The sequence below is a fragment of the Xanthomonas sp. PPL134 genome (assembly GCF_040595915.1).
Classification (GTDB): Bacteria; Pseudomonadota; Gammaproteobacteria; order Xanthomonadales; family Xanthomonadaceae; genus Xanthomonas_A; species Xanthomonas_A indica.
On the sequence record NZ_JAMDLL010000002.1, the window covers coordinates 162,005 to 175,864 of the forward strand.

Below are 13,860 nucleotides of genomic sequence, written 5' to 3' on the forward strand. Positions count from 1 at the left end.
TTCCGTATTCGCTCCTCCGCCCGACACGCATCGGGCGGCGTGTCGCAGGCGTCCGCAGGCGTCCGGAAGGCGGATCAGCCCTCGCCCTGCCCGCCCAGCCTACCCATGAACGGACGGTAGTAGCGCAGTTCGTCGATGGAGTCGTGCACGTCGCTGAGCGCGGTATGCGAGGAGGTCTTGGTCAGTCCGGCCGACACCGTCGGCGCCCAGCGCCGCGCCAGTTCCTTCAGCGTCGACACGTCCAGGTTGCGGTAGTGGAAGAAACGCTCCAGCCGCGGCATCTGCCGGTGCAGGAAGCGCCGGTCCTGGCAGATCGAGTTGCCGCACATCGGCGAGGTGCCGGGCTTGCACCACTGGGTCAGGAACGCCATGGTCTCGGCCTCGGCCTGGGCCAGCGTGACCCGGCTGTCGAGCACGCGCTGCCACAGGCCGGAATGGCGGTGCTGGTTGCGGTTCCACTCGTCCATCGCCTCCAGCGTCTGCAGCGGATGGGCAATGGCGAACTCCGGTCCTTCGGCCAGCACGTTGAGTTGGGCGTCGGTCACCACCGTGGCGATTTCGATGATCGAATCGCGATCGGTATCCAAGCCGGTCATTTCCAGATCGATCCAGATCAGCCGATCGTTCGCCACGTGCGCTTGCGCCATATCACCGTCCTGTCGTTCGCGGCGGCGATGCCGGCGCGGGAGTGTCGTATCAAGCGTCAATGATACCGCGCGGGCTGCGCGACCGGCAGGGGCGTGGCGCTCACGCGCCCAGTGGCGGCTTGCCGCGCTTGGCGCGGAAGTAGTTGGTCAGCCGCGTGCTGGCTGCCGTCGCCAGCACCCCGCTGCGGACCTGCACGCGATGGTTGTGGCGCGGATCGCCGAGCAGGTCGAACACGCTGCCGCAGGCGCCGGTCTTGGGGTCGGTGGCGGCATAGATCAGTTCCGCCACCCGCGCGTGCACCACCGCCATCGCGCACATCGCGCACGGCTCCAGGGTCACGTACAGGCGGCTGCCGACCAGGCGATGGTTGCCGAGCCGGCGGCCGGCCTGGCGCAGCGCGACGATCTCGGCATGCGCGCTGGGGTCGTGCTCGGCGATGTTGAGGTTCCAGCCCTCGCCCAACACCGTGTCGTCGGCCGAGACCACTACTGCGCCGACCGGGATCTCGTCGAAGTCGCGCTCGGCGCGTTCGGCCAGGTCCAGCGCGTGGCGCATCCAGTGCTCGTCGCGCGCCCGTTGCGCGTCATCGCCGACGCTCATCGCGACGCGCTGTGCTTGCGCACGAACTCGGCGAACACCGCCAGCGTCGCTTCGCTGACGTGGTGCTCGATGCCCTCGGCATCGCGGCGCGCGGTGTCGGGGTCGATCCCCAGGGCCAGCAGGAACTGCTCCACGGTCTGGTGGCGCTGCCGGCTGGCCGCGGCCAGCGCCTCGCCCTCGGCGGTCAGGAACACGCCACGATACGGACGCTGCACCACCCAGCCGCCCTTGACCAGGCGCTTGAGCATCTTGGCGACGGTCGGCTGGGCCACGCCCAGGCGCGCGGCGATATCCACCTGCCGCGCTTCGCCGCCGTCGGCGAGCAGGTCGGAAATCAACTCCACGTAGTCCTCGATCAGCTCCAGGCGGTGCGCTTCACGCACCTGGCGGAAGCTTTCGACCTGCACTTCGGCGTCGAGCAGCACCGCCGTCGGCGCCATCGACTTCCCGCTTTTCTGCATTGCAACGCCCTTGTCCGGTGCCGGCGCCCGCCGGCCACCTGCCTATTCTGGCCGAAATCCGGGCTATCGCAGCGATTTGAATTGCCAATGCTAATCCATATAGCACCTGCTATATACTCGTTCGCACCCCGCCTCACCCCGTCGTTGCCATGGCCGCCCCCCTGCCCCTGCCCCGTTCCGCTGCCGAACACGCCAGCCGTGGCGAGGCGCGCCCCAGCCTGGGGGCCATGAATGCCAGCGTCGCCGTGCCGCGCAGCGGCCTGGGCTGGCGCCGCTTCCTGGCCTTCCTCGGGCCGGGCTACATGGTCTCGGTCGGCTACATGGATCCGGGCAACTGGGCGACCGACATCGCCGGCGGCTCGCACTTCGGCTACCTGCTGCTGTCGGTGATCCTGCTGTCCAACCTGATGGCGATCGTGCTGCAAGGCCTGGCCGCGCGCCTGGGCATCGCCACCGGCCTGGATCTGGCCCAGGCCTGCCGCGCGCACTATTCCAAGCCGGTGAACTTCCTGCTGTGGCTGGCCTGCGAGGCGGCGATCGTCGCCTGCGATCTGGCAGAGGTGATCGGCACCGCGATCGCGCTGAAGCTGCTGTTCGGCATTCCGCTGACCGCCGGCGCGATCATCACCTCGATCGACGCGCTGCTGGTGCTGTTCCTGATGCGCCGCGGCTTCCGCGCCCTGGAAGCGTTCGTGATCGCCCTGCTGATGGTGATCTTCGCCTGCTTCCTGGTGCAGATCGTGCTGGCCGCGCCGCCGCTGCGCGAGGTGCTGGCCGGCTTCATCCCACGCGCGCAGGTGGTGACCGACCCGGACGCGCTGTACCTGGCGATCGGCATCATCGGCGCGACGGTGATGCCGCACAACCTGTACCTGCATTCCTCGATCGTGCAGACCCGCGCCTACGAACGCACCGACCAGGGCCGCCGCTCGGCGCTGCGCTGGGCACTGGCCGACAGCACCATCGCGCTGAGCCTGGCGCTGTTCGTCAACGCCGCGATCCTGATCCTCGCCGCCGCGGTGTTCCATGCGCATGGCCGCACCGACGTGGAGGAAATCGAACAGGCCCACGAACTGTTGGCGCCGATGCTCGGCGTCGGCCTGGCCTCCACCCTGTTCGCGGTGGCGCTGCTGGCCTCCGGCATCAATTCCACCGTCACCGCCACGCTGGCCGGGCAGATCGTGATGGAAGGCTTCCTGCACCTGCGCCTGCCGCCGTGGGCGCGGCGCCTGCTGACCCGCGGCCTGGCGATCGTGCCGGTGGTCGCGGTGACCTCGCTGTATGGCGAACAGGGCACCGCCAAGCTGCTGGTGCTGAGCCAGGTGGTGCTGTCGATGCAGTTGCCGTTCGCGGTGATCCCGCTGGTGCGTTTCGTCACCGACAAGCAACGCATGGGCCCGCTGGTGTTGCGCCGTGGGCTGGCCTGGCTGGCCTGGGCGATCGCCGCGCTGATCGTGGTACTGAATCTGAAACTGCTGGCGGACACCTTGTTGCACTGAACGATCCTGGCGCCGGCGCCGTGCGCAGACGCGCACGCGATGGCGATGGCGATGGCGATGGCGCGATGCGAACGGATGCCCGAGGCCATGCGCGCTCGCGGCTAACCGTCCTGCGCTGCAGACAGCGGCACCACGTACGCCTCCAGTTCCGCCATCCGCCCATCGCGAAACCGCCAGACGTCGCAGTAGGAGAACAGCGACGTCCCGGCGTCGCCGGTAGCGAGCGCGATCCGGCCGATGGCCACGACGTGGTCATCGCCGACGATGAATTTGCGGACGTCGAACTGCGGTGGCTGCCGGTAGGCCTCGGCCATCCACGCCCTCACCGCCTGCTTGCCTCGGAGTGTCCGCTCGCCGATGAAGTGCCAGGTCGTGTCTTCGGTGCAGTGGGCGAGAAAGCCTTCGTGATCGCCTGCGGCGAGGGCGGCATTCGCAGCCTGCAGGACGTGCTGGTTCGCCTCGGTCATCGGGATGGTCTCCTCTGTCAGCGACTGTCGAGATGGCGCGAGCCTAGCGTCGCCGGTGTCGCGCCTTCGTCCACGCGGGCGACTGCATCGCCGCGCGAGCGACCGAGACGCACGCGAGCGTTGCGACGATACGATGCAGAAGCCGTGTGCATCGGCAGCGACGGCGCACGCTGCATTCCTGCCTGTACGAGCCGGCAGTGCGGAGTCCTGCGAACGAGGCACCGGCACACTACCGTAACGAGCGAACAGGCTGTCGTGATCGCGAACGCGCGGATGCAAACGCGGAAAGACCAACACGCATGCACCTGCCTCCGTCGACCACGTGCGATGCATCTCACACTGTCGTCCCACGACCAACTGTCTACCCTCGACGCCGATCCGGCTTATACAGTAGCGGCGACACACCACGGATGGCGGGGATGGCCGCAGGACGAGATATCGCCAGAGGCGTTCTACTGAGCGCGGCCTACTGCGCCGCGTTCCTGCTGGCCTGGCGCTGCTCCGTGGACCAGTGGTATCTGCCGGCAGGCGTGCGCGTCGCCAGCCTGCTGTTCCTGCCCGCGCGGCGCTGGCCGTGGTTGCTGGCCGGCGATGCCGCCGCGCTGCTGACGCTGCGCATTCCCATGAGCGAGACCTGGGGCGCGAGTGCCGCCTGGGCGTATCTGAGTCCGTTCCTGCTGATGCCGATCGTGTCGCTGCTGCCCGTCCTGGTGCGTCGGCGCGTTCCGGATCTGGCGCGCAACGATCACTGGCTGCTACCGCTGACGCTGGCGACCGCGTTGTGGAGCACGCTGTGCAACATCGCGATCAACACCGCACTGGGCGGTCCGGCGGGACCGGCGCCACTGGATGTGCTGCTTCGCTACTGGCTGGGCGATTACCTGGGCACCTTGATGTTCGTGCTCCCCGCCTTGCTGTGGCTGCGCCGCGACGAGCCTGCGCAGATGCAGGCCTCGCTGCTGCGCGAGGGCCTGGCGTCGATCGCCGCGGCCGTCGTGCTGTCGGCGTCGATTGCCGCCGTCGACGATGCCGTGCTGCGGCAGGCGCTGCTGGTGCTGCTGGTGGTCCCGGCGATCGTGCTGACGTTGCGCCATGGCTGGCGGGGCGCGGCGCTCGGCGTGGTCCTGGCGAACGTGGCCGTGGCCTTGTCCATGCCCAAGGCCGTCGTACCCGGCATGCACGACGCCGACGCATTCGTGGTGCAGATCCTGCTCGCGGCCACCGCCACGGTGATGTTCGCGTTCGGATCGCGCATCTCCGCGGCCTACCGGCACATGCGCGACGACGGGCGCATGCGCGAGCAGGCGCTGGCCTTCGCGCAGGCGGGGTACCTGTCGGCCGAACGCACGCTGCGTCGGCGCGTGGTCGACTACAGCGACCTCAGCACCCAGATCAACAAGCTGCGCCGCGACGTGGTGGAGGATCTGCGCGCGCGCGGACATCACGCCGCCGCCATGCAGATGACCCGCACCGGCGTGATCCAGGCGCAACTGCTGGACGAATACGTCACCGCGCTGTATCCGCTCGGGATCGAGACGCATGGGCTGTACCCCACCCTGCGCTCGCCGACCTTCGCCAACCTGTGCACGACGGAGTTCCGCTGTCGCCTGCATGGCGATCCACGGCGCCTGTCGCTGGGCCTGCAACTGGTGGCCTATCGCTGCATCCTCGACGCCATCGAGACGCTGCCCGTGGCCCACACCCACCTGCTGCAGGCGCGGGTATGGCGTGCCAGGGGGCGGCAAGGCATCGCCATCCGCATCACCGCCGATGCGGCGATGCTGAGCGCGCTGCGCCGCCGCCCGGAGGCGCCGGACCGCGAACTGGCGGTCCGCCTGCAGGCGCATGGCGGCACCTGCCGGCGCCGCCACGCGTTGAGCTTCAGCTTCCTGGTGTCGGAAAGCCGCGCCGCCGGCCTCACTCCACCGCCGTGATCTCCCACGCATCGCCACGGGCATCCGTGCGCAGGCGCACCACCACGTCCGCCGTCCGGTAGACCACGCGCGCCGGCGCCGCAGGCGAGGCGGTCAGCGAGACCCGCGCCACGTCGCTGCCCATCGGCAGCACCCACAAGGTCGTGCCGATGCGGCCGACCGCGGCGCGCACCACGCCGCTGGCGTCGTTGATCTGCAGGTAGTTCACGCCATCGCGCGAGAACTCATAGACGCGCCAGGCCGAATCCGTCGCGAGATTCAGCGCCTTGGGCACGCTTTCCCCCAAGCCCTTGCCCACGACCCCGTGCCCGCCGGAGGGGCAGCACGACTGCGCCTGCGCCTGAAAGGACAGCGCCAGTCCTGCCGCGACCACGATTGCCAAGCCCTTCGCCTTCGTTTCCATTCCATCGATCCTTTCCCACCCGGGGAATTCCGCCTGCATCTCAGGCTGGATCAAGGTACGTGGTCCGGGCCGGGAAGCGGTCGACAAACAGCATTGCGGCGATGGCGCGGGACCAGGTCGTTGCGCGTCCATGACGACCAAGCGCAACTGTTCGCGGCGCGCGCTTGGAGGGCGGTCGCCAGCGTCAGTGCGCGGGTCGCGCTTGACCTGCCACACATTTCGAAACATCATTAGTTACATGAAACGCGACAGCCGACTGTCCTCCGTCCTGCATGCCCTGCTGCACATGGCCGAGCACGAGGGTCCCATGACCTCCGACGCCCTGGCCCAGTGCCTGGGCACCAACCCCGTCGTGGTCCGGCGCACGATGGGGTACCTGCGCGAAGCCGGCATCGTGACCTCGGACCGCGGGCATGCCGGCGGATGGCGCATCCATGCCGACCTGGCCACGGTCACCCTGCGCCAGTTGCACGAAGCGCTGGGCGAACCCGCCCTGTTCGCCATCGGCAATCGCCACGAATCCCCGGAGTGCCTGGTGGAGCAAGCGGTGAATGCCGCACTGGAAGGCACGTTCGCAGAAGCCGAGGCGTTGCTGTTGAAGCGGTTTTCGGAGATCACCCTTGCCGACCTGGCCGCCGACTTCGCGCGCCGGCATGCGGCAGCACGACGCACCAGGAGTTGAGCATGCAGTACGACACCATCGTCATCGGCGGCAGCTATGCGGGCATGGCCGCCGCCCTGCAATTGCTGCGGGCACGCCGCTCCGTGCTGGTGATCGACGCGGGCCAGCGCCGCAATCGCACGGCCCGCCATGCACATGGCTTCCTCGGCCAGGACGGCGTGCCGCCGGACGCCATCGCGGCGACCGCGCGCCAGCAACTCGACGCCTATCCGACGCTGGCCTGGCTGGACGCACACGCCCGGGCGGTCACCGGCTCCCTGGACGCCTTCACGGTGACCACCTCCGATGGCGGCGCGCACCAAGGCCGTCGCATCCTGCTGGCCACCGGCGTGGCCGACCGGCTTCCGGCCGTCGAGGGTCTTGCCGAACGCTGGGGCACAGCGGTCTTCCACTGCCCGTACTGCCACGGCTACGAGCTGGACCAGGGCCGCATCGGCATCGTCGGCGCCGGCCCGCTGTCCGCGCACCAGGCCGAACTGCTCACCGAATGGGGCAACGCGACCTTGCTCGTCAACGATGCGCTGCAACTGGACGACGCGGCCAGGGCCCGCCTGACCGGCCGCAGCGTGGTGATCGAGGAGGCGCCCATCGACAGGATCGAGGGGCATGCCGACGTGGTCCTGGCCGACGGTCGGCGGCTGACCTTCGCCGGCCTGTTCACGGCCCCGCGCACCGTCCCGTCCGGCTCCCTCGCCGAAGCCATGGGCTGCCAGCTGGAAGAGACGCCGATAGGCCTCCAGGTCCGCATCGACGCCGAGCACAGGACCTCGGTGGCCGGCGTCTTCGCCTGCGGCGACCTGGCGAAAGCGCCGCATTCGCTGTCACTGGCCGTCGCCAGCGGCGCCATGGCAGGCTCGCAGGTTCACCGCTCGCTGGTATGGCCAGAGGGCTTCGCCGCGCCGCCAGCATAAGCGCGCACAGGATGACGCTCTCTCGGATTCTGCGGCCGTAGCGGGCTACGCCGAGCAAACCGCGCGGACGCGGTCATGCCACGTGTGGCCGCTTGGCCGGGCTGCGCATCACCGCACGGGCCAGAACGCACCAGGCGCGACGTTCGCGTGTGCCGAACCTGGCCAGGTCAGCCGGGCCCGGCAAACAGGTCATGCAACTCGGCAAATCCCACCGGTTTGACCAGATGCGCGTCGAACCCGGCCCGCGCCGAATCCTGGCGGTCGCCGTCCTGTCCCCAGCCGGTCAACGCGACGATGGTGATGTCCCTGCCCCAGTCGCAGTCGCGGATGCGGCGGCACGCTTCATGGCCATCCATGCCGGGCATGCCGATGTCCATCAGGATCACCTCCGGGCGCATGCGTGCGCCCATCGCCAGCGCTTCCTCGCCGCCTCCGGCGGTACGCACGTCATGCCCGTCCAGTTCCAGCAGCGCGGCCAGCGCCAGCGCGATATCCGCGTTGTCGTCGACCACCAGGATCCGGCGCGCGGTGTGTGACGACCTGGCATCCCCGATGCCCGACGCCGCGGCCGGCGCAGTGTCGGCGGGAAGCCGCACGACGAAGGCGCTGCCCTTGCCCGGCCCCTCGCTGCGTGCCTCGACAGTGCCGCCATGCATCTCGACCAGTTGCCTGACCAGCATCAGGCCGATGCCGAGTCCGCCTTGCGCACGCTCCAGGGTGCGGTCCACCTGGGTGAACAGTTCGAAGATGGCGTCGATCTTGTCCGGCGGGATACCGGAGCCGTTGTCCTGCACCACGACCTCGGCGCTGCCCTCGATCGCGTCGACCCGCACTTCGATGTCTCCCCCGGGAGGCGTGTACTTGCACGCATTGGTGAGCAGGTTTCCGAACACTTGGGTCAGACGCACCGGGTCTCCCTGCAGCGGCAGCGGCGCCTCCGGCAACACCACGCGCAACCGATGCCGCTGCTGGTCCAGCGCAGGGCGGCAGACCTCGACCGCCTGCTGGATCACCTCGGCCAGCAGCAGCGGCTCGCGCCGCAGCTCCAGCTTGCCCTGTTTGATGCGGTTGACGTCGAGCAGGTCGTCCACCAGCCGCACCAGGTGCCGCACCTGTCGCTCCATGACCTCCTGCGCCTTGCGCGACAGCGCTTCGTTGCCGTGCGAGCGCTTGAGCACTTCCAGCATGTTGCGCAACGGCGCCAGCGGGTTGCGCAGTTCGTGCGCGAGCAAGGCCAGGAACTCGTCCTTGCGTCGACGCTCCTGCGCCAGCTCCGCCTCGATCTGATGCCGCTCGACCAGTTCGGCGGCCTGCCGTGCGAGCAGGTCGATGTAGCGCAGCGCGTCCGGGTCGGGGCCGCCCGGCCAGCGGTAGTGGTTGTTGAGCATGCCCAGCAGACGCCCATCGCGGCTGAGCAACGGCGTGCACTGGATGGAGCGGATCTGGTCCTCCATCACGACCTCCAGGCCCAGTGTCCCCTGCAGGCCCTCCAGCTTCTCCACGTCGGCCACCACCAGACGCTGCACCTGCTTTGCCGCCGCTCCGCAACTGGCATCCCATCCGTCTTCGCGGAAATGCTCGACCAGTCGCGCCCCCAGGCCCTGGTGCACGACAATCCGTAACGTTTTCTTGATCGGGTCGAAGATCTGGATGTTGCCCTTGTCGGTGCCCGAGATGTCGGCGGCCGCGGCGAGGATCTTCTGCAGCAGCGGCTCGAACTCCCCTGGCCCGACCAGTTCGGCACTCAATTCCTGCAGCCGGGCAAGCGCGGCCATCTCCTTGCGCAGATGCGCGGCCGCCCGCTCACGCTCCACGACGATGCTGGTCGCCAGCGCACCGAATTCGGCGACCTTGCGTTCCCACGGACTGGCCTGCCGCGCCTCGGAAAGACACAGGAAGAAGGATCCGACCGCCTTGCCGCCCTGCCCGATGGCAGGATGCGAGTAGCACGCCAGGATGCCGTTTTCCAGGCAAAGCGAGCGCCATGGCGCGGACCACTGCGGCGCGTGCTCCACGTCCTCGCACTCGACGGGATGCCCCTGGTGGATAGCGGTCCCGCAGGTGCCGATGAGCGCCTCCCCGATCGGCAAGCCGCGGATGGCCGCGGCGAACGCAGGAGGAAAGTGCGAAGAGTAACCGTCGCCCATCGTGCGGCGGTCCTGGCTCGCCAACAGCACGCAGGCACGGGCATCGGGCACAAGGCGGCCGACGGCATCGGTGAGCGCATCCAGGCACGCGGCGATGGGCGCGCCGGACGCGATCATCAGCAGCGCGTTGCGCTGCTCCGCATCCAATTGCGCATCGCGCTGGGCCTGGGCCAGTTCTCGGTACACGTGCACCTATTTACATGGCCGCAGCGGTGTTAATGAATAACACTGGAGACGGTTCGTCTTGAATGAAAACCGAGATCCGCGGAAAGCACGGCTGCCACGGTCCGGCGAAAAGTCATGGTGGCATAGGTGCTCCGTGAAGCGCGTGCGACATGCATCAAGGTCTGCAGCCGAAGCTGCGTCGAAACGTCTCGAAACGCAGACACTTGCCGCCCGATCTCCGCGTCGGCACCGATCCCGACCCTCCTCATGCGAGGTCCAGCCACTGCACTGTCCGGCGCCGTGCGATCTGCATACCGCAGGACACGCGGCGCATGTGCTCCACATCAGCGCGAGCCGCCGCCTTGGACGGCACCCACGCAGCACGGTCATGCGCAAGAGGATCGTGACGAGGCACGTCAACGAACAGAACCATCAGGCTGTCGGCTTCTACGAAAGAATGGGCTTCAGGCGCACAGGCCGGTCCCCGCGCGACCACCAGGACAAGCCCTATCCACTCATCCACCTTGAATACGCGCCCTAGGCGCACTGCGGCATAGCACTCGCAGCATGCCGCGGGCGGCGACAGATGCGGAAAGCGTAGGTGCTCGCGCTAGTCTCCAAAGATCCTGGCGCAATACGCGCGCAGCCGTTGCGGCGCGTCGAGCGGACCGCGGAAGGCGCTATGGCCGTCGGGCCGGAACAGCACCATCGCAGGCTGACGCTCGATCCCATAGGCGCCGTGCGCCAACCCATCCAGATCGAACAACGCCGTGGCATCGCCGGCCTGCGGCACCGCCCGGCCGAGGATCAAGCGGGGCCGGATCCACTCCCACGCATGCAGCTGCGCCAACGCACCACGCATCGCCATCAAGGCGTCCTGCTGCCGAGCATCGAACAGCAACAAGGTCCAGCCCCAGGTCACGCCATCGGGGTTGTACAGGTGCGCGAACAACGTCGTCGAGGACAGATCCTTGGCGATGACGGCCGCATCCGGTGCGCGGCCGCCGGGATGCGGAACGCGTCGGTGCACGATCTCCCGCAATCCGTTGAGGTGGTCTTCGTTCAACGGACTGTCGGGATAGGCGACGGAAAGTTGCTGGAGATCGTCGGTGCCCTGAATCAGCGCGCCGATGTTGGGCAGGAAACTGGCTGCGACACCCATGGCCGCGTCCTTGATCGCGCCCCGGTACACGCTGTTCTTGAAGCCCTTTTCCTGCTGGGCGTCCAGACGGCTGTGCTCGCCGCCGCGCTCCGCGCCGTAGGATTCCAGCAGCACCGGCGCTGCCTTGCCGTGCAAGGCCATCGCCAATCGCCACGAAAGACCGACGGCGTCCTGCAGCCCGGCGTTCATGCCCTGGCCGCCCGCGGGCAGGGTGAGATGGCCGGCATCGCCGACCAGGAACACGCGTCCGTCGGCGTAGCGCGGGGTCACGCCGTGCTGGAAGCGGCTGTGGGTGATCCAGATCGGATCGATGAGCTCCAGCGTCTCGTCCTCGGTGACCTCGCGCGCGATGGCCTGCAGTTCCTCCAGCGTCGGGTCGCGATCGGGAATGCCCGCGTCGTCGGACAGGAAGAACAGCCGGTGGTAGCCCTCCCACACCGGCAGTACGCCGCAGAAGCCCTTGGGGTAATAGAAGAACCAGAGGTGATCGGAATCGGTGGAACGTCGCCAGCGCAGCTTGGCATCAAGTTGTCGATTGATGCAGTGCGGCAGCTTTTCCGTCGCGAAGTCCGCGCCAATCCGCGTGCGCACGAAGCCTTCGGCCCCGTCCGCACCGACCAGATAGCGGCAGCGCAGTCGCTCGAGGGGGATGTCCGCGATTTCCGCGCCAGCGTCGTCCACCGTCGCGATCGCCACGGTGACGCCATCGGCATCCTGCTCGACCTCGACCACCTTGCGCCCGCGTTCCAGCGCGGCACCGCCGGCTGCGATCCGCTGCGCCAGCGTGTTCTCGATGACATCCTGTCCGCTGTAGAGCACCTCCGGATAGGGACTGTCGACCTGCGCGATGTCGATCGGATCCACCGTCTTGCCGTTCAACAGCGTGTGGATGTGGGTGATCCGATACGCCTGCTCCGCCAGGGCATCACGGATACCGATGCTCGCCAGCAATTCCTGCGGGCGCGCCCACAGATTGTTGGCGCGAGAATGCGGCCTGGGCTGCGTGCGCTGCTCGAAGATGCGGAATCGCACTCCGTGGTGGGCAATGCACACGCGGTGGTCAGCCCGACCGGTCCGCCGCCGATGATGATGACATCCGTCTCGGACCCATCGATGTGCGAAGCAGGCTCCATGGTCTCTCCTGGTGATGGACGCGTTGCGGTATCGGGCTCTGCCTTATCCCGCCAAGGACTGGTCCAGCGCATCGCGCATTTCCACGAGCACTGCGATGGCCGTGCTGACGCGCTCCGCTCCCAAGCGTTCGATCAGTTGCTGGTCGAGCGCCGCGACCGCGGCCTCGGCGGCGCCCAGGGCCGCGCGCCCTGCCGGCGTCAACACCACCAGCTTGGCGCGCGCATGGTGCGGATTGGCTTCGAACACGACGAACCCGTGTTCGGCCAGCAGCTCCACGACGCGCTGCACCGCCTGCCGGGTCAGCCCCATGTTGCGGGCGATATGCGCCACCGGCAGCGGCACCGGCGAGTAGCCCAACGCACCGAGCACCTGCCACCAGGCGGTGGTCAGCCCGATCGGGCGCACCAGGCGGTTGCCCATGTCGACCAGGCGGCCATTGGTGGCGAACACCGCCAGCACCAGCTCGCGCACCAGCAAGGGAAGGTTTTCCGCAGCCATGCACCATCCTGTCGATTTGACAGTATGTTGTCAAATAGCTCTCGCCACATCGTGTCCCTCGAAGCGCCCCCCGAGGCTCCGCACGACGTGACTGCTGAACTTCGGCATGTACTGTCGCGGTGCCTTAGGCGGGTCGACCGCCACCCAGCGACCGCCGGCGACGGATCGGCGGCGGCATTGCCACGTCCGTCGCTGGCGCTACGAATCTGCTGGCGCAGCCGTGGGCTGCAGCAGCAGCCGCACCAAGGGATTGGGGAAGCGCCGCGACATGGTGACCGCGTGGAAGGTCTCCACGATGTCCGGCAATTGGTCGCCTTCCACCAGCACGCCCGCGGCGATCTCGTCCTTGACCACGATCGGCGGGAGCACGGCCAGGCCGATGTCCTCGCGCGCCAGCAGGCGCATCATCGCCATGTCCTCCACTTCCGCCACGATCTGCGGGCGCACGCCCAGGCGATCGGCCAGGGCGTCGAACCCCGCACGCACGCTGTTGTCCACCGTCGGCAGGATGATGGGATGGGTTCGAAGGCGATCGGCGACGCTGGCGGCATGGCCCAGCCGGTCCGGCGTGCCCACCAGGCTGACCGGTCGCTCGGCGAGCCGGTGGGTGACGAACGGCGTCAGCGCGTCGCCAGGGGGCGCCTGATTCAGCAGGACGACGTCGAGGTTGAGCGCCTCCAGCGCCCGCAGCAGTTCGCCGGCACTGCCCGAGCGCAGGATCAGATCGATGTCGGGACGGCCGAGCAGCGGCCGCAGGAACTCCAGTTGGAAGTTGCGCGACAGCGTGGCCAGCGAGCCGACCCGCAGTGCCTGCCGCGCGGCACCGGTCTGCCGCAGCGTACCCAGCAGCTCCTCGCCGGTGGCAAAGATCGCGTCGGCATGGTCGAGCACGATCTGCCCGGCCTCGGTGAGGTGCAGTTGCCGCCCGCGCCGCTCGAACAGCGCATGGCCGAGGCGCTCCTCGAGCTTGCGGATCTGCACCGACAGGGCCGATTGGGTGAGGTGCAGCCGTTCGGCGGTGCGGGTCAGATTGCCGTCGTGGGCCACGGCCCAGAAGTAGCGCAGGTGGTTGTAGTTCAGGGCGGCCATCGTTCGATAATAGCGAACGATATCGTGAGAACAATGAATTTTTGTTGGATCCCACCGATC

At 68.3% G+C, this 13,860-nt stretch carries 13 protein-coding genes and 1 pseudogene; 5 read left to right on the forward strand and 9 right to left on the reverse strand.

The window, feature by feature from the left end; translation table 11 throughout:
• Positions 1–74 precede the first annotated feature (74 nt).
• The 3 genes from orn to mntR all read right to left on the reverse strand — a co-directional run bounded on the left by orn (position 75) and on the right by mntR (position 1,709).
• On the reverse strand, positions 75–647 hold the full coding sequence (gene orn, locus M3U25_RS06300) for an oligoribonuclease (protein ID WP_043092079.1): 573 nt from the start codon (positions 645–647) through the stop codon (positions 75–77).
• Between the two features lie 100 nt (positions 648–747).
• Positions 748–1,248, reverse strand: coding sequence for a tRNA adenosine(34) deaminase TadA (tadA, locus tag M3U25_RS06305; RefSeq protein ID WP_355497340.1), 501 nt, complete (start codon positions 1,246–1,248; stop codon positions 748–750).
• Positions 1,245–1,709 carry a manganese-binding transcriptional regulator MntR gene (mntR, locus tag M3U25_RS06310; protein ID WP_355497337.1) on the reverse strand — a complete coding sequence of 155 codons (465 nt, stop codon included), beginning with the start codon at positions 1,707–1,709 and terminating at the stop codon, positions 1,245–1,247. Before mntR ends, tadA begins: the two co-directional genes overlap by 4 nt.
• A gap of 227 nt (positions 1,710–1,936) precedes the next feature.
• Between mntR and M3U25_RS06315 the strand changes: the two genes are divergently transcribed.
• Positions 1,937–3,208: an Nramp family divalent metal transporter gene (locus M3U25_RS06315; RefSeq protein ID WP_355497739.1), complete on the forward strand. Its 1,272-nt coding sequence runs from the start codon at positions 1,937–1,939 to the stop codon at positions 3,206–3,208.
• 101 nt (positions 3,209–3,309) lie between these two features.
• Here the strand turns inward: M3U25_RS06315 and M3U25_RS06320 are convergent, their stop codons facing one another.
• Positions 3,310–3,675: a nuclear transport factor 2 family protein gene (locus tag M3U25_RS06320; protein WP_355497335.1), complete on the reverse strand. Its 366-nt coding sequence runs from the start codon at positions 3,673–3,675 to the stop codon at positions 3,310–3,312.
• A gap of 419 nt (positions 3,676–4,094) precedes the next feature.
• On the opposite strand from M3U25_RS06320, the gene M3U25_RS06325 reads away from it, so the two are divergent.
• The gene (locus tag M3U25_RS06325) at positions 4,095–5,609 is read left to right on the forward strand and encodes an MASE1 domain-containing protein (protein ID WP_355497333.1); all 1,515 of its coding nucleotides are present in this window, start codon (positions 4,095–4,097) and stop codon (positions 5,607–5,609) included.
• On the opposite strand, the gene M3U25_RS06330 is transcribed toward M3U25_RS06325, so the two are convergent.
• On the reverse strand, positions 5,593–6,012 hold the full coding sequence (locus M3U25_RS06330; RefSeq protein ID WP_242159061.1) for a hypothetical protein: 420 nt from the start codon (positions 6,010–6,012) through the stop codon (positions 5,593–5,595). The genes M3U25_RS06325 and M3U25_RS06330 overlap by 17 nt on opposite strands.
• A gap of 238 nt (positions 6,013–6,250) precedes the next feature.
• Here M3U25_RS06330 and M3U25_RS06335 point away from each other — a divergent pair, with 238 nt between their 5' ends.
• Positions 6,251–6,694 (forward strand): Rrf2 family transcriptional regulator, encoded by a 444-nt coding sequence (locus tag M3U25_RS06335; RefSeq protein ID WP_355497330.1) that lies wholly within the window; start codon positions 6,251–6,253, stop codon positions 6,692–6,694.
• A 2-nt stretch (positions 6,695–6,696) separates the two neighbouring features.
• Positions 6,697–7,605 carry an NAD(P)/FAD-dependent oxidoreductase gene (locus M3U25_RS06340; RefSeq protein ID WP_355497327.1) on the forward strand — a complete coding sequence of 303 codons (909 nt, stop codon included), beginning with the start codon at positions 6,697–6,699 and terminating at the stop codon, positions 7,603–7,605.
• A gap of 167 nt (positions 7,606–7,772) precedes the next feature.
• Here M3U25_RS06340 and M3U25_RS06345 read toward each other — a convergent pair whose 3' ends face one another.
• Positions 7,773–9,899 carry an ATP-binding protein gene (locus M3U25_RS06345; protein WP_355497324.1) on the reverse strand — a complete coding sequence of 709 codons (2,127 nt, stop codon included), beginning with the start codon at positions 9,897–9,899 and terminating at the stop codon, positions 7,773–7,775.
• Between the two features lie 421 nt (positions 9,900–10,320).
• On the opposite strand from M3U25_RS06345, the pseudogene M3U25_RS06350 reads away from it, so the two are divergent.
• Positions 10,321–10,458: pseudogene (locus M3U25_RS06350) on the forward strand (GNAT family N-acetyltransferase); the annotation flags it as partial.
• A 69-nt stretch (positions 10,459–10,527) separates the two neighbouring features.
• Here M3U25_RS06350 and M3U25_RS06355 read toward each other — a convergent pair.
• The 3 genes from M3U25_RS06355 to M3U25_RS06365 all read right to left on the reverse strand — a co-directional run bounded on the left by M3U25_RS06355 (position 10,528) and on the right by M3U25_RS06365 (position 13,800).
• Positions 10,528–12,111 (reverse strand): FAD-dependent monooxygenase, encoded by a 1,584-nt coding sequence (locus M3U25_RS06355; RefSeq protein ID WP_355497321.1) that lies wholly within the window; start codon positions 12,109–12,111, stop codon positions 10,528–10,530.
• 144 nt (positions 12,112–12,255) lie between these two features.
• Positions 12,256–12,711: a helix-turn-helix domain-containing protein gene (locus tag M3U25_RS06360; protein ID WP_242158969.1), complete on the reverse strand. Its 456-nt coding sequence runs from the start codon at positions 12,709–12,711 to the stop codon at positions 12,256–12,258.
• A 198-nt stretch (positions 12,712–12,909) separates the two neighbouring features.
• Positions 12,910–13,800: a LysR family transcriptional regulator gene (locus M3U25_RS06365; RefSeq protein WP_242158970.1), complete on the reverse strand. Its 891-nt coding sequence runs from the start codon at positions 13,798–13,800 to the stop codon at positions 12,910–12,912.
• Between the last annotated feature and the right edge of the window lie 60 nt (positions 13,801–13,860).